Genomic DNA, 13739 nt, shown 5'->3' with positions numbered 1-13739 from the left:
CCGTCCAGCGCGAGGAACCGGCCGTGCAAGACGTGGCCGAGTTCCGTTAGGGGCTGGACGCGGCGCCGCGAGCATGCTCGCCCTGAGCAGCGACCGCGTTGGCGTCGTCGGCGGGTTCATCGACGCGGGCATACCGCTCACCGGGGGCGGCCACGCCTTGGAAGCCGGCCACATCATCGTCGAGCCAGGGGGACTGCAATGCCCGTGCGGTGCGCGCGGCTGCCTGGAAATGTACGCCCACTCGCGTGCGCTGCTACGTGCCGCCGGCCAGCTCCGTCACCCCGGCCATGAAGACACCGTCACTTCGACATGCCACTCTGCTGGGCGCAGCCGAAAGAGCCTTCGCCCCGCTGCAGAGGCAACCGCGTGCCATTCTGCGCGCCGACCCGTCCGACCCGTCATGAGGCCGAAATCATGTGACGGGATCAGGCAGGGTCTGGCGCAGCCGCCAACCAACGAGGTAGCGGTTCTCGGGAGTCGATCCATGCGGCGGGGATGTCGTCGATGCCGGTTCTGATGGCAACGACGCCGCCGACGATCGCGGCGGTGGTGTCCATGTCGCCGCCGGCTGCGACGCAGGCACGGATTGCGGCTGGATAGTCATTGAGGTGCCGAGCGGCCACCCAGAGCGCAAAGGGCACGGTGTCCTGGGCAGTGATCCGGGAGCCGTTTCCAAGCACGTGCGCAGCTCGCTCCGGGGTGGCGTCCGGGAGCTTGCGGGCTTGCTCAAGGCCGCGCCGGACGTAGGTACCAGGGGTGTGTTCGAGTGCGGTTTCGAGCAGGGCTTCGGCGGTGCAGTCGATGGCGATGGAGGCGGCGACGGCCACAGCCACCGCGCCGGCGATTCCTTCGCTGTGGGAGTGTGTGATCTCGGCTTGAAGGGTGGCTTCGCCGGCTGCACGTTCAGGGTCGCCGTTGAAGTACGCCCCCAAGGGGGCGACGCGCATGGCGGCGCCGTTTCCGAACGACCCGTTGCCACCGAACGATTCGACAGAGGCAGCCCGCCACGGGTGTCCATCACGGATGCGTTCAAGGAGTTCGAGTGCTCCGGCCCCATAGCGACGCCCCATGTCGAGGCGCATGGCGAAGGCGGTAGCGAGAGCATCCTGGTCGATGCGCCCGTTGGCCTCCAGGCAGGAGACGACCGAGCAGGCCATTTCCGTGTCATCGCTCCACTCCCAGGGCGGTGGAGGGTCATCCGTCGCCGTCAGGTGGCGATTGGCGTGAAGGAAGAACTGGTCGCCGAACGCGTCACCTACCGACAAACCTGTCAGCGAGGTGCGCATCAGCATCGTCCGCTCGGACTGGTCCATATCGGCCAGCCTATTGGGGTCCGCTGGCAGCGGCTCACCCACCGGACGGCCTGACCAAACGTGCCTGCCTCGCACTCAGCGGACTCACCGACGCGAGCGCCACGGGGATTCCTTGGGCGAGGGCAGCCCGATCACCTCGGCTGCAGGATCGCCGGTGAACGCCGCCCGCCGGTACTTGCGGGATGAGGATCAACCGTGCCGATCGGGACATCTTCTGCTGCCGTCGGTGCGGGCTCGCTGTCTCCGCCGACCACATCGCCGCCGTGAACGCCCGCCAGCGGGCACGTACGGCGTTGGGCATTTGCCAGCATGCCCGTACCCCGGGCCAGGGAGATGCGACCCCAGCGCCACAGCCGGCGGCGAAGGGAGCGCAACAAGGCGTGAACGACCGGGCCGCAAGCCCGGCCGTTCGGCAGCGGCTTCCGGGCCGGTGGCGAGGTGGCGAGGTGTCGGACGGTCCTTGCCGCCTGCCGCCGCTGCCGGGGGCCGCCGTCAATCTCGACGCGCTCCTTGCGGACCTGACCGCCGCCCCCTGCTGCCGCTCGGTCAGCACGAATGTGCATGCGGACGTGGTCCGTCTCGACCTGCTCGGTGTGGACCTGCTCATCGCTGGGAGTCGGCGATCGTGACCATCAGCCGCCGTGCGGTCTCGTCGGTCCCTCGGCCGGCTCGGTGTGGACCGTGGTCTCCAGCGGCTGGTTGGTGATGGCGAGCAGCATGGCCAGCACCTTGTCCTGGTCGTGCGCCAGCTTGTCCAGGCGGGTCCAGGTCTGGTTCAGCATCAGCACCATGATCGCCAGGATCTCCACGGCGAGCAGGAAAATGGTCCCGCGCTCGTTGATGAAGGCGGCGGCCAGATTCGCCACCAGTACGATCGCCCCCACGATCACCAGGAACATCAGGATGTGGTTCCACATCTTGGATTCCATCGACCGGTAGTGGTCCTGCAGGTCAGCCGCAGGCCGATACTCCACCCTGAACCGGTTGGCCATCGCCATCACCCCTCTCACGCCGGAGCGGGACCGGACTGGGTCTCCCGGGCAGCTGCCCACGTCCGGCCGAGCTACGGCCCACAGACGCCGTTAACCAGCACATTCGGCAAGGGGTAGAGCCCCTCGTGACGGGAGGCCCGGTGAGGAAGCGGATGCGACAAGCACGCTGCCGACCAGTCCGCGCACAGCCACCTCCTCGCTGTGACGATCTTCCGGAGAACGGCCAACGACATAGAGTCTCTCCGCAGCTACGCAATGTAAACGAATGCCGCCTATCAACGTACAAGCGAGTGCACTTCCGTCACCGTCTACAAGCGAGTGACGCCGCGACAGGCCGCGCTTCAGAGCAGCTCAGGGGCGTTCAGGATGTGTGTCGGCCGGGCCGTGACGCCGCCTGGTGTCGGTAAGCGGCAAGATGACGTCACTCGTGTTTGACATGACGTCGCCATGACGTCATAGTTGTCGCATGGATCTGATGCCGTACGTCGAGAATCTCCGCCGCGAACTCGCCGTCGCCGCCGAGGCGGGCGGCCCGGAGGCCCGCGCGCTGGCCGAGCGCCTCACCGGCGCCCTGGAATCGGCCGCCAGGCTCACGCTGCTGGAGGCGCTGTCGGCTGCCGCGGACGAGATCACCCGCGATCTGGCGCCGGGCTCGGTCGACGTACGGCTGCGCGGCGGCGACCCGGCATTCGTGGTGACGCCGCCAGAGCCGGGGCCGCCTTCAGGTGGCGCGGCCGGCGGCGGGGGGGAGACCGCATGGGATGCGGTGTCGCCGCCTGGCGCCGCACATGCCGCGCCGCACGTCGCGCCGCCGCACGCCGGATCAGCGCCCGCCGCGCCGTCGGCCGCCGAGGAGGGTGGCACGGCGCGGATGACCCTGCGGTTGCCTGAGCACCTCAAGCTCCGCGTGGAGGAGGCGGCCGGTCGGCAGGGAATCTCGGTCAACGCCTGGCTGGTCCGCGCCATTTCCGCCGCGTTCGAGTCCGGCGCCGGAAGCCGTCCCGCCGACCGGCCGCAACAGTCCCAGAGCGGGCGCAGCTACACCGGCTGGGTGCGCTAGCAGAACCGGGGCCCGGGCCCTGCCAGCACCCGGCCGGACCCATCACTCGTCACCACTCATCGCCCGGCCCCGAGGCCGGGAAGCTCCACCGGACCCATGAGGAGGGCTCCGCCATGCCTGCTTTCGACACCCCCGAACCGATCACCGCCGACATCCAGGTCTACACCGGCCAGGTCCGCGTCCACGCCGGCGACCGCGCCGACACCGTGGTGGAGGTGCGCCCGAGCGATCCGTCCAGCGAGGCGAGCGTGCAGGCCGCCGAGCAGACGATCGTCGAATTCTCCGGCGGACGGCTGCTGGTCAAGGGGCCCAAGCCCAAAGGTCTGGCGCACCTGCGCTCCTGGCGCGGCTCCATCGACGTGATCGTTGATCTGCCGGCCAGGTCCCGCGTCGAGGCCGAGGTCGCTGCGGACTTCATCGCCACCGGTCCGCTCGCCGAGACCGTCCTGCGCAGCTCCCTCGGAGACCTGCGCCTGGAGGAGACCGGCCCGCTGGAGGCGAAGGCGTCCCACGGCGAAATCTCCGTGGACCGGGTGACCGGACCGGTCGAGGTGACCGCCTCCACCGGGACGATCCGGCTCGGGACCGTCGACGGCCCCGGCACCGTGAAGAACTCCACCGGCGCCATCAACCTCGGTGAGACGACCAGCGACCTGGAGCTGAAGACGGGCACCGGTGACATCACCATCGGCCGCGTGCTCGCCGGTCTCACCGCCAAGACGGCGCACGGCCGGATCCGGATCGGCGCGGCGGTGAGCGGCACCGTCCGCCTGGAGGGCGGCTTCGGCAAGGTCGACGTCGGCATCGCCGAGGGCACGGCCGCCTGGCTGGACCTGCACTCCAAGAACGGCGTGGTGCGCAACACCCTGACCGCCGCGGAAGGCCCCGAGACCACCGACACGGTCGTCGAGGTGCACGCCAGCACCAACTACGGCGACATCGACGTCCACCGGTCCTGACCACCCCTGCGTACCGAAACGAGGAACCCCCATGACAGACGCGATAGTGGCCGAAGGACTGGTCAAGAAGTACGGGAACGTGACGGCGCTGGACGGCATGGGGCTGTCGGTCCCGGCCGGCACGGTGCTGGCCCTGCTCGGGCCGAACGGCGCAGGCAAGACGACGACGGTGCGGGTGCTGACCACGCTGCTGCAGCCGGACGCCGGGCGCGCCGTGGTCGCGGGCTGCGACATCGTCCGGGACGCCGCGCGGTTGCGGTCCCTCATCGGGATGTCCGGGCAGTACGCCGCCGTCGACGACCACCTCACCGGCGCCGAAAACCTGGAGATGGTCGGGCGGCTCTACCACCTGGGCGCCAAGCGCAGCAAGAAGCGCGCCCGCGAGCTGCTGGAACGCTTCGACCTCACCGACGCCGCCGACCGTCCGGTGAAGGGCTACTCCGGCGGCATGCGGCGCCGCATCGACCTGGCCGGGGCGCTGGTCGCCGACCCTCCGGTGCTGTTCCTGGACGAGCCGACCACCGGCCTTGACCCCCGTGCCCGGGCACAACTCTGGGATGTCATCTCCGAGCTCGTCGCGGGCGGCAGCACGCTGCTGCTGACCACCCAGTACATGGAGGAGGCCGACCGGCTGGCCGACCAGATCATGGTCGTCGACCAGGGCCGCGCGATCGCGCAGGGCACGGCCGACCAGCTCAAGGACCGGGTGGGCGGCAACCGGATCGAGCTGACCGTCACCGACCGCACCGAGCTGGAGATCACACGGCAGACGCTGGCCTGGCTCGCCGTCGGCGCCATGCAGACCGACGCCGAGGGGCTGAGCGTCACGGTGCCGGTCACCGACGGCCCCGAGTCGCTGCGCCAGGCGCTCGGCCGGCTGGCCGAGCAGGGGATCCGGGTCCGGGATGCGGGCGTGCGGCGGCCCACCATGGACGACGTCTACCTCACCCTCACCGGCCACCGGGTGGCCGAGGACCGGCAGCACACCGACGCGCAGGACCAGGAGATCACCCGATGAACGCGCTCACCCTCCCGATCATCGATGGGCTCACCATCGCCAAGCGCAACGCCATCAAGATCAAGCGGTCTCCGGACCTGCTGGGCGCCGCGGTCATGTTCCCGATCGTGTTCGTCCTGATGTTCGCCTACGTCTTCGGCAGTGTGATCGAGGTGCCGGGGATGTCGTACAAGGAGTTCCTGCTCCCCGGCATCTTCGTCCAGTCGGTCATCATCGGCGCGCAGACCACCGGGTATACGCTCACCCTCGACCTGCAGAAGGGCATTTTCGACCGGTTCCGTTCGCTGCCGATAGCGCGATCGGCGGTGCTCATCGGCCAGACCGTCAGCGACCTGTTGATGAACATCAGCACCCTGGTGGTGATGGCACTGATGGGCCTGGTCGTCGGCTGGCGCGTGCACACCTCGCCGCTGGAGGCCCTGGCGGGCTTCGGACTGCTGCTGCTGTTCGCCTACGCGTTCTCGTGGGTGACGGCGACCGTGGCGCTGGCGCTGCGCACGCCGGAGAGCTTCAACAACGTCGCCACCATGGTGTCGTTCCCGCTGATGTTCATCTCCAACGCCTTCATCGACGCCTCGAAGCTGCCCGGCCCGCTGCGCCTCGTCGCGGAGTGGAACCCCGTCTCCACGTTCACCCAGGCGGCACGTGAACTCTTCGGCAACACCAGCACCGCGATGAAGACCTCGGACGCCTGGCCCCTCCAGCACGCCGTCCCGGTATCCCTTCTCTGGATCGCCATCATCCTGATCGTCTTCGTTCCCCTGGCAACGCGCCTCTACAAGAAGACGGTCAGCAGCTGACCACGACGCAAGGCGCCCCACCCGGCAACCACACGGGAGGGGCGCCTTCAACGTGTCGGAACGAACGTGGAGTCGCCCGAGGCCGGGCCGGTCCCGTCGCCCGAGGCCGGGCCGGTCCCAGGGAGGGGCACCCGCCCGGGTACGGCCCGTCCCTGGGCCCGGCCCTGCCAGTCGAGGTGTGGGCCGCGGGGGTCGGACTGGGCGACCCACACTGGATCCCTCCACAACGGAGTGCCAACCGGGATCTCCCCCAGCCCGCTCACGGCAAAACCACGATCGGCGCGTCTCCTACCAGGGAAAAGTGACAGTAACCATTCGGTCAGTCACGGTGAGTTTGCATTTCAAGCTTCTCCCCCTGCGACATGCCGGCGACTGGAGCTCCATGTCATGCGAGCGCCTGCCGGACCGGTCGTGCCTGGTGGTTGCGGCGGAGCGGAGAGGCCGACTATCTTGGAATGGTCGTTCCAAGATAGCTGGAGGGCTGATGCCGGACGTCAAGCACTTCGATCCCGAACGGGTGCTGGACCAGGTGGTGGAGCTGTTCTGGCGGCGCGGTGCGGCTGCGACCGGGATCGGTGAGGTCGTGGCGGTCACCGGCCTGAGCCGCTCCAGCCTGTACGCCACGTTCGGCGGCAAGCAGGAGCTGTACCTGGCGGCGCTGCGCCGCTATGTCGATCAGCGATCCCGGCCGGTGCTCGACGCCCTGGCCGCCGACGGCCAGGGGCTGCCGGCGATCGCCGAGTTCTTCGACCGGTTGATCCAGGCCCGCTGCGAAGGCCCGCACGCCCGCTGGGGCTGCATGGTCTCCAATGCCCACGCCGGGACTGACCTTGGCTCCGGCGCCGATGCTGAGGTCCGCCAGGTGCTGGATGCGCATCACGCGCAGCTGCGGGCGGCCATGCGTTCGGCGCTGGAGACGGCGCGATCGCGCGGACAGTTGCGGCCCGGCCTGGAGATCCAGCCCGCCGCCGATGTGCTGGCGCTGCTGGCCTACGGGGTGAACCTGCGGTCACGCGCCGGAGCACCGGCGGCCGATCTGAGAACGACCGTGACAGCGGCACTGCAGTCTCTGTGCGCGCCTAAATCCCCCAACGAGGAGAAATGATGGCTGAGTTCACCGTTCATGACGAGAGCACCGCGCCCGAGGCGGCCCGCCCCTCCCTCGAAGCGGCCAAGAAGCGCATGGGCTTCGTCACCACGCTCAACGGGGTGATGGCCGAATCGCCGGAGCTGCTTGCCGGCTACAACGCACTCGCCGAACTGTTCGGCAAGTCGTCGCTGCCAGTGCGCGCCAAGCACGTGGTGTGGATCACCGCCAGCGTGGAGAACGGCTGCGAATACTGCGTCGCCGCCCACTCCACCATGGCCCTGCGGTCGAAGGTGTCGGCCGACGTCGTGGAGGCGCTGCGGGCAGGCAAGCCGCTCGACGATCCCGCGCTGGAGGCGGCGCGGCGCTTCACCCAGCTCATGGTGTCTGGCCGGGGCTGGGTGGACGAGGCCGAGGTGCAGGCGTTCCTGGACGCCGGATACACCCGCCGCCACGTCATGGACGTCATCTTGGGCGTGGGGATGAAGACGCTGTCCAACTACACCAACCACATCGCCCACACCCCACTCGATCCTGCCTGGCAAGACCAGCAGTGGAGCCGCAGCACCTGAGGCCTCGGCCTCGGCGTCGGCGGCGCGGTCACCGAGGCCGACCTGACTCGTTCACCCGACGGTGTCACGCGGCTCAGGGGGCAGGGCCTCCGTCTCATCGGCCAGGCCACCTCACCACCGGAGGCCCCGCCGAGCACCGCATTCAGCAGTCTGGGGAATGGGCATCCAGCGCAAGGCAGGTGCCTCCCCACCCGTGTCCGGGGCACCCCGGCATCGCACAGGTGTAGCAGGTGTAGCAGGTGTCGCGCAGGCGTGGCAGGGGTCGCGGAACCATCGGACCCCAGCCGCTTGCAGATGCGCCCGGCCACAACGTCGCGAGCGCATGCACCTGCGCCCTTGCCGTCAGGGCGCTCAACGCGCTGGCCAAATGGGGTGCGAACGGGGCTGCTTGGCTTCCTGAACCGCGCCGCCCTCTCCGCTGGGCGGCGTGCCGCCTGCGTCAGGTTGGAGGCCCTTTGCCGGGCACGCCGCCCCCGTTCGACCGCACCGGGACGGGGGTGACGCCAAACACCCACTGCCCCAAGCATTCGTTCCCCCCAGCTCACCAAGGTCACCCGCGCCCAGGGCAAAAACGACCCAATGTCTGCCAGGGCCCGTAGCGGAAGGGCCCCTGGCAGCGCGTCGTCGAGGCGGCCCACACCAGGCCGGGGCCCGGTACGGCTCGGCGCAGCGTAGCCGCTAGCGAGGACGCACCAAACGCGCAGATCAGGACCCTAAACAACAAGCCTTGGAAGAGTCGTCCAGCGCCTGCAGCAGCCGGGCTGTCGCGATCACCAGCGGTGGGTCCCTCTCACTGCCGGTTGGCGCCGGTTCTCTGCCGGGATTTCGTGTATCGCGGACGTATCGAAAAACGCATATGCCACCGCAACAGCCCCCCGTCTTCAGTGGGGGCATGAACCACAGCTCATCACTGTCACCGCCAACCCGTCCTACGTCCAGGATCGCGCTCGGCAGTCCGGCGATCCTCTGTGCAGCGATTAACGGACTGGTGCTCCGCCCCGGGCGCTGCCCGGCTCTCGCCGACCGGGGGCCCGCGTACGACCTCACCCTTCGGCGGTGAGCTGTGGCCCGTCCACGCCTGGCGATCAAAGCGCGCGTCCTGGCCGTCGTCACTCGGCTTATCGCGGTGCTCCTGGTGCCGATCGCCTTCTGCCGCGCGCCGGGCCATGCCCGCTTCCTGGCCTGCCAGTGGGCGTTGAGCCTGCGCTTCCCCGCCGAGGATCTGGGCGGGCTGGCACCGCAAACACTCACAGCGTTCACCCAGGCGCGGGCCGAGGCGTTCTGGCGCGACGGGCAGCTGATCGGTTTGACCTCGGGATATCGCGACGCGGCCCAACAGCACCGGATCTTCGCCGCAGAGGTGCGGCGCACCGGGTCGGTATCGGCGGCCCGGCGCCGGGTGCTGCCACCGCAAGAATCCAGCCACGTGCGGGGGCTCGCACTCGACGTCCGGCCGACCGAGGGCGCGCGGTGGCTCGAACAGCACGGCGGACGGTACGGCCTCTACCGCGTCTACGACAACGAGTGGTGGCACTTCGAGTACCGCACGACCGAGCCGGTCCGGCTACCGCATCCGGATGCCGCGGCTTGGCTGTCTGAGCACGGCGCGTACGGGCGGTGTCAGTTCTACGGCAATGAGCCTTGGCATGGCTAAAGGGCGTCCCGACAACGGTCGCCCACCGATGTATGCGGATCCGACCACCACGCCTGGACCCATGAGCACGGACAGTGCCCGGACCCATGAGCCGGTATCTGAGCGTGTGAAGCCATGACCCAGCCGGTGCCTGGGAAGGGCGGGCAGGCGTTGCGCAAGGCGGAGGGGGGTCGCGGTCACTGTGCCGGAGGGCGTGTTCGGTTTGCATATGTCGGCGATATGTCGTGCTGCTTAGGGTTCAGGTATGCGCGTGCTGATCGTGGAGGACGAGTCCTACCTGGCCGAAGCCATTCGTGACGGTCTCCGGCTGGAAGCGATCGCGGCCGATATCGCCTGCGACGGCGAATGTGCGTGGGAGCTGCTCGTCCTCAATTCCTACGACCTGGCGGTGCTCGACCGCGACATTCCCGCTCCGTCCGGGTTCGGGATCGGTGCTGACGATCACCTCACCAAACCGTTCGATCTTCGAGAGGCCGTCCTGCGGCTGGATCCCTTCTGCCGGGAGGTCTTCCGCGATGGACGCCACGTCGCGCTCACCGACCCGTTTACCAACGCCGTCCGCATCACCGTCTCCGCCCTGGGCAAGCGACTCGGCCAACCATGGCTCATCGCCACGGAGCCCGGCGTCGGCTACCGAATCGACACCGGCATTGACCCCGTCCACCCTGGCGGTACTCATGAATAGGCGCCCAGGGCTCAGCACCCGACTGAAACTCACCATCAGCTACGCCGGATTCCTCCTGGTCGCCGGCGTTCTCCTGCTGGCCGTGGTGTGGGTGTTCCTGCTGCGCTACGTACCCGAAGTTACGTTCATAACCGAGCCGCAGGGCAGCTGGCCCAGGGGACCGGAGGGCAGCTGGCCCAGGGGACCGGCGCCCCCGCACGTACCCAACCGCAACGACCTCCAAGAAGCATTCGTCCCCCCCGCGGCCCAAGCACTGGCCTTCCTCCTGGTGTTCGGCCTGCTGGGAGGATGGATCCTCGCCGGCCGGATGCTCGCACCACTCACACGGATCGCAGACGCGGCGCGGATGGCAGCGAACGGATCGCTGTCCCACCGGATCCGCCTGGAAGGCCCCAACGACGAATTCCGCGAGCTCGCCGACGTGTTCGACACCATGCTCGCGCAACTCGAATCCCACGTCGCCGAGCAGGAAAGGTTCGCCGCGAACGCCTCCCACGAACTGCGCACCCCGCTGGCGATCTCGAAGACGCTCCTGGACGTCGCCCGCAACGACCCCGAGCAGGACCATGGTGAACTCATTGAACGCCTCCGCAGGGTCAACGCGCGGGCGATCGACCTCACCGAGGCACTCCTGCTGCTCAGCCGCGGCGACCGCGGCAGCTTCACCCGCGAGCCCGTCGACCTGTCCCTCATGGCCGAACAAGCCGCCGAAACGCTGCTTCCCCTCGCCGAACAGCGCCAGATCACGCTCGAGGTCACCGGCGAGCAGACACAGACCGTCGGCTCCGCGGCGCTCCTCCTGCGGATGGTGACCAACCTCATACAGAACGCCATCGTCCACAATTTCCCCACCGGGGGAACCGTGACCGTCCACACTCAATCGCAGTACGACGCGAGCGTGCTGTGGGTCGAGAACACCGGCCATCGGGTGCCATCCGAACTGGTACCGACTCTCACCGAACCCTTCCAACGCGGAACACAACGCATACGCACCGACGAACACGCCGGCGTCGGCCTCGGACTGGCCATCGTGCACAGCATCGTCCGAGCACACGACGGCACCCTCGACCTCGTTCCTCGCCCCACCGGCGGTCTCCTCGTCACGATTCGCCTCCCCCACGTACCGCAGGTGCCGTTCCCGAACCGGTCCCACTAGATCGTTGATCGGAATTCGGTGGAGGACTCCGCCGGTGGCTTAGCGGCCGCCGAATGGCCCATCGACTTCAACCAGCAGCGGCAACGGTTCTGTGGCCGATGCCGATGCCGATGCCGATGCCTCCTGCCTGTCGGGTGCCGACGGTGCCGGGTCGGCCACGCCGTCGGCGGGGAGGGTGCGGGTGAGGATGTGCGCCCGGCGCATCCGTCCGTCGGTGGCGAAGTGCCCGAAGAAGTGCACCTCGATGGCGAACTCTTTGTTGCGCTGCTGCACGTGCAACGTGTAGCGGGCGGCGATCTGGTCACCGTTGGCCAGTGCTTCGTGCACTTCCATACGGCTGCTGGGCCGGTTCTTGCGCACCGGGCGGGTGTGCGCGATGAGCTTGTCCCGGTCCATCCGGTGTCCGTCGGCGATCTCGACGATGTCCGGCGTGTGGTAGCGGTCGATGATCGTCGCCGGATCCTCGTCGTCGCGCAGGAGATCCTCGGTGAAGGAGGTGAAGAAGTCGGCGATGAACCGCTTGGGATCGATGTCGTTCAGTGGACGCATGGCACTCCCATCAGGCTGGGACTCCCAGAAACTCTTACAGGCTGTAAGATATGCAGGACTTAACAACTTTGACAAGGTGTAAGAGATGACCTCGTCCCGCAATCGCCGCGCCGACGCCCAGCGCAGCAGGGCGGCCATCCTGGATGCGGCAGTCCAGGTCCTCAACACCCGTCCCGACGCCAGTGTCGAGGCCATCGCCGCCGCCGCGGGCGTGACCCGCCAGACCGTCTATGCCCACTTCCCCTCGCGGGAGCGGCTGCTGGCAGCGGTCCTCGACCGGCTCACCGAGGAGACCGTCGCGGAGATGGACGCCGCCGACCTCGAGGTGGGACCGGCCGCGGACGCGCTGCTGCGGCTGATCGACGCCGGCGCCCGGACGGCTGGGCGCCACCCCGTCCTGCTACAGAAGATCAGCGCGCTGCCCGTCAGCCCACAGGGGGACCAGGAACGGCACACGGCGGTCGCCGACCGGCTCAAGCGCATCATCCAACGCGGCCAGCGCACCGGGGAATTCGACGACCGGCTCCCGCCCGACTGGCTGGTCGCGGTCACCATCAAGCTCGCCCACACCGCGAGCGAAGAGCGCGACGCCGGGCGTCTGACCGGCGAGGAGGCAGACGAGCTGCTCCGCACCAGCCTGTTCCGTCTCCTCGGCGCGAAGTGACCTCGCCACGTTCGGCGGCCTCACGCTTCGATCATCTGCAGGTCCGGTTGGTCCGGCTACGCTCTCACCGGCGTCAGCCAGAGGAACTCACAGCGTCTTGATCCGCAATACCGTCACGCGATGGCTCGGCCTGTGCCGAGGGCTGGCCGGAACACCACGCGCTGAACGGCGACCGGCCCGGGACCTGTCAGGGGTCCCGGGCCGGTTGGTGTTCGCGGTCGGTGTGTACGTGGTGCTGGTCAGCGGCCGGTGGCCGGGCCGTCGGCCCAACCGCGCGGAGTCAGCCGCGGGCCGTCCTGCAGCAGGCGTGCGGCCAGGGATTCAGCAAGCGCCGAGCCGGTACCTGGCCGAGTACACAGCGCCATCGCCGGTGAATTCCAACAAAGTGCCCGATGCCGTGACAATGTCGCTGCCGATGAAGTCGTCTGCATCCGGTGAGTCCGCTTCCCATGCCTGCACGACGTCACCTACATGCACGGTCTTGTTGACGGCCGCGACTGCGCCGTCATCCATGGAACCGGGGGCACGCCAGAAGACCGTATTGACTTTCAGGTAGGGCTCGTCGCCGCTCGCGCCGACGTCCTCGGTCGCGCTGACGCGGAAGCGCAGCACGCACGCCGCCTGCGCGGCTTGGGAGGTACCTGCGCTTGTTGCCGCATGCGCCGACTTGGCGGGCTCGGCCACGTTGTCGGCCGCCAGCGCTGGCGCTGACACACACGTCACTGCGACCACCGCCGCTGGTAGCGCCGCGGCCTTGGCCCAGGTGAAATTGATCATCGTGAAATGTCCTTCCCCTGTTGTGGGTGCTGACATGGCCAGTCAAGCGGCCGGCGGCTTCAGGCCTGCTTCAGATCGGCTTCATCCCTGGCCACGACGTGCAGCGCTCGCGACGGCACGACGCGGCCGGACCACGCCGGCCACCACGCCCTGGCACGCCCGGCGTCCAGGTGGTCGGTGGCCTTCACCGGTACAGCTTGTCAAGCTGGGTGCGTAGCTCGTCGGCCGTATCGGCGTCCAGCGCTGTGACGTAGTGGTCGACGAGCCACCTGGTCTTGGGGTCGCATTCGGGGTTGCGGGTCGCCCACCAGCGGTCACGACTGGTCGTGATGATGGACCAGCCGGAGAACTCTCGGCGGAACGCCGCCTTGGTCTCCTCGACATCAATTGCCGGTGACGGTTTTGGCATGTGACACAGACTCACCGTGATCGGGCGACGCGATGGATGCACCC

The 13739-nt window shown here is 68.6% G+C and carries 19 protein-coding genes; 12 read left to right on the top strand and 7 right to left on the bottom strand.

Annotation, left to right across the window (positions count from 1 at the left end; genetic code table 11):
- Positions 1-46: 46 nt before the first annotated feature.
- A complete protein-coding gene (locus F8566_RS51015) occupies positions 47-241 on the bottom strand; it encodes a hypothetical protein (RefSeq protein ID WP_225993066.1) in 195 nt (64 codons plus the stop codon).
- On the opposite strand from F8566_RS51015, the gene F8566_RS51010 reads away from it, so the two are divergent.
- Complete coding sequence (locus tag F8566_RS51010; protein ID WP_225993060.1) at positions 158-517, top strand: ROK family protein; 360 nt, start codon at positions 158-160, stop codon at positions 515-517. The genes F8566_RS51015 and F8566_RS51010 overlap by 84 nt on opposite strands.
- Here F8566_RS51010 and F8566_RS10030 read toward each other — a convergent pair.
- A complete protein-coding gene (locus F8566_RS10030) occupies positions 426-1313 on the bottom strand; it encodes an ADP-ribosylglycohydrolase family protein (protein WP_151559767.1) in 888 nt (295 codons plus the stop codon). The two genes, F8566_RS51010 and F8566_RS10030, sit on opposite strands and share 92 nt — an antisense overlap.
- A 446-nt stretch (positions 1314-1759) precedes the next feature.
- Between F8566_RS10030 and F8566_RS10025 the strand changes: the two genes are divergently transcribed.
- Positions 1760-1942 carry a hypothetical protein gene (locus F8566_RS10025; RefSeq protein ID WP_151559765.1) on the top strand — a complete coding sequence of 61 codons (183 nt, stop codon included), beginning with the start codon at positions 1760-1762 and terminating at the stop codon, positions 1940-1942.
- 3 nt (positions 1943-1945) lie between these two features.
- Here the strand turns inward: F8566_RS10025 and F8566_RS10020 are convergent, their stop codons facing one another.
- Positions 1946-2305 (bottom strand): hypothetical protein, encoded by a 360-nt coding sequence (locus tag F8566_RS10020; protein ID WP_151559763.1) that lies wholly within the window; start codon positions 2303-2305, stop codon positions 1946-1948.
- 466 nt (positions 2306-2771) lie between these two features.
- Here F8566_RS10020 and F8566_RS10015 point away from each other — a divergent pair, with 466 nt between their 5' ends.
- The 9 genes from F8566_RS10015 (at position 2772) to F8566_RS09975 (ending at position 11296) form a co-directional block, all read left to right on the top strand.
- On the top strand, positions 2772-3365 hold the full coding sequence (locus F8566_RS10015) for a toxin-antitoxin system HicB family antitoxin (protein WP_151559761.1): 594 nt from the start codon (positions 2772-2774) through the stop codon (positions 3363-3365).
- Between the two features lie 113 nt (positions 3366-3478).
- Positions 3479-4324 carry a DUF4097 family beta strand repeat-containing protein gene (locus F8566_RS10010; RefSeq protein ID WP_151559760.1) on the top strand — a complete coding sequence of 282 codons (846 nt, stop codon included), beginning with the start codon at positions 3479-3481 and terminating at the stop codon, positions 4322-4324.
- 31 nt (positions 4325-4355) lie between these two features.
- Positions 4356-5342 carry an ATP-binding cassette domain-containing protein gene (locus tag F8566_RS10005; RefSeq protein WP_151559758.1) on the top strand — a complete coding sequence of 329 codons (987 nt, stop codon included), beginning with the start codon at positions 4356-4358 and terminating at the stop codon, positions 5340-5342.
- Positions 5339-6142: an ABC transporter permease gene (locus tag F8566_RS10000; RefSeq protein WP_151559756.1), complete on the top strand. Its 804-nt coding sequence runs from the start codon at positions 5339-5341 to the stop codon at positions 6140-6142. The genes F8566_RS10005 and F8566_RS10000 overlap by 4 nt, the downstream gene beginning before the upstream one ends.
- Positions 6143-6626: 484 nt before the next feature.
- Complete coding sequence (locus F8566_RS09995; protein WP_151559755.1) at positions 6627-7247, top strand: TetR/AcrR family transcriptional regulator; 621 nt, start codon at positions 6627-6629, stop codon at positions 7245-7247.
- Entirely contained in the window at positions 7244-7801 is a 558-nt protein-coding gene (locus F8566_RS09990; protein ID WP_225993030.1) for a carboxymuconolactone decarboxylase family protein, read from the top strand. Before F8566_RS09995 ends, F8566_RS09990 begins: the two co-directional genes overlap by 4 nt.
- Before the next feature lie 1063 nt (positions 7802-8864).
- Complete coding sequence (locus F8566_RS09985) at positions 8865-9455, top strand: M15 family metallopeptidase (protein WP_225993029.1); 591 nt, start codon at positions 8865-8867, stop codon at positions 9453-9455.
- Between the two features lie 244 nt (positions 9456-9699).
- The gene (locus F8566_RS09980) at positions 9700-10140 is read left to right on the top strand and encodes a response regulator (RefSeq protein WP_151559753.1); all 441 of its coding nucleotides are present in this window, start codon (positions 9700-9702) and stop codon (positions 10138-10140) included.
- Positions 10133-11296: a sensor histidine kinase gene (locus tag F8566_RS09975; protein ID WP_151559751.1), complete on the top strand. Its 1164-nt coding sequence runs from the start codon at positions 10133-10135 to the stop codon at positions 11294-11296. The genes F8566_RS09980 and F8566_RS09975 overlap by 8 nt, the downstream gene beginning before the upstream one ends.
- A 39-nt stretch (positions 11297-11335) precedes the next feature.
- Here F8566_RS09975 and F8566_RS09970 read toward each other — a convergent pair whose 3' ends face one another.
- Positions 11336-11845 (bottom strand): nuclear transport factor 2 family protein, encoded by a 510-nt coding sequence (locus tag F8566_RS09970; protein WP_225993028.1) that lies wholly within the window; start codon positions 11843-11845, stop codon positions 11336-11338.
- An 85-nt stretch (positions 11846-11930) separates the two neighbouring features.
- Here F8566_RS09970 and F8566_RS09965 point away from each other — a divergent pair, with 85 nt between their 5' ends.
- Positions 11931-12509, top strand: a complete 579-nt coding sequence (locus F8566_RS09965) for a TetR/AcrR family transcriptional regulator (protein WP_151559749.1) — start codon at positions 11931-11933, stop codon at positions 12507-12509.
- Between the two features lie 321 nt (positions 12510-12830).
- On the opposite strand, the gene F8566_RS09960 is transcribed toward F8566_RS09965, so the two are convergent.
- From F8566_RS09960 to F8566_RS09955, 3 genes are read right to left on the bottom strand one after another with little or no spacing between them, the layout of a single operon-like run.
- Positions 12831-13286 (bottom strand): hypothetical protein, encoded by a 456-nt coding sequence (locus F8566_RS09960; protein ID WP_151559747.1) that lies wholly within the window; start codon positions 13284-13286, stop codon positions 12831-12833.
- A gap of 59 nt (positions 13287-13345) precedes the next feature.
- The gene (locus F8566_RS52220; RefSeq protein ID WP_264159300.1) at positions 13346-13474 is read right to left on the bottom strand and encodes a hypothetical protein; all 129 of its coding nucleotides are present in this window, start codon (positions 13472-13474) and stop codon (positions 13346-13348) included.
- Positions 13471-13695: a hypothetical protein gene (locus tag F8566_RS09955; protein WP_151559745.1), complete on the bottom strand. Its 225-nt coding sequence runs from the start codon at positions 13693-13695 to the stop codon at positions 13471-13473. The genes F8566_RS52220 and F8566_RS09955 overlap by 4 nt, the downstream gene beginning before the upstream one ends.
- Between the last annotated feature and the right edge of the window lie 44 nt (positions 13696-13739).

This window comes from Actinomadura rudentiformis (assembly GCF_008923185.1).
GTDB lineage: Bacteria > Actinomycetota > Actinomycetes > Streptosporangiales > Streptosporangiaceae > Spirillospora > Spirillospora rudentiformis.
Note: the sequence above shows the minus strand (reverse complement) of the source record. Positions and strands in the feature narration are given on the sequence as shown.

Excerpts from the sequence above, each read along its gene's own strand:
- F8566_RS10030 (WP_151559767.1), bottom strand. The coding sequence starts at position 1,313 with ATGGACCAGTCCGAGCGGACGATGCTGATGCGCACCTCGCTGACAGGT.
- F8566_RS10020 (WP_151559763.1), bottom strand. The coding sequence starts at position 2,305 with ATGGCCAACCGGTTCAGGGTGGAGTATCGGCCTGCGGCTGACCTGCAG.
- F8566_RS10015 (WP_151559761.1), top strand. The coding sequence starts at position 2,772 with ATGGATCTGATGCCGTACGTCGAGAATCTCCGCCGCGAACTCGCCGTC.
- F8566_RS10010 (WP_151559760.1), top strand. The coding sequence starts at position 3,479 with ATGCCTGCTTTCGACACCCCCGAACCGATCACCGCCGACATCCAGGTC.
- F8566_RS10005 (WP_151559758.1), top strand. The coding sequence starts at position 4,356 with ATGACAGACGCGATAGTGGCCGAAGGACTGGTCAAGAAGTACGGGAAC.
- F8566_RS10000 (WP_151559756.1), top strand. The coding sequence starts at position 5,339 with ATGAACGCGCTCACCCTCCCGATCATCGATGGGCTCACCATCGCCAAG.
- F8566_RS09995 (WP_151559755.1), top strand. The coding sequence starts at position 6,627 with ATGCCGGACGTCAAGCACTTCGATCCCGAACGGGTGCTGGACCAGGTG.
- F8566_RS09990 (WP_225993030.1), top strand. The coding sequence starts at position 7,244 with ATGATGGCTGAGTTCACCGTTCATGACGAGAGCACCGCGCCCGAGGCG.
- F8566_RS09980 (WP_151559753.1), top strand. The coding sequence starts at position 9,700 with ATGCGCGTGCTGATCGTGGAGGACGAGTCCTACCTGGCCGAAGCCATT.
- F8566_RS09975 (WP_151559751.1), top strand. The coding sequence starts at position 10,133 with ATGAATAGGCGCCCAGGGCTCAGCACCCGACTGAAACTCACCATCAGC.
- F8566_RS09970 (WP_225993028.1), bottom strand. The coding sequence starts at position 11,845 with ATGCGTCCACTGAACGACATCGATCCCAAGCGGTTCATCGCCGACTTC.
- F8566_RS09965 (WP_151559749.1), top strand. The coding sequence starts at position 11,931 with ATGACCTCGTCCCGCAATCGCCGCGCCGACGCCCAGCGCAGCAGGGCG.
- F8566_RS09960 (WP_151559747.1), bottom strand. The coding sequence starts at position 13,286 with ATGATCAATTTCACCTGGGCCAAGGCCGCGGCGCTACCAGCGGCGGTG.
- F8566_RS09955 (WP_151559745.1), bottom strand. The coding sequence starts at position 13,695 with ATGCCAAAACCGTCACCGGCAATTGATGTCGAGGAGACCAAGGCGGCG.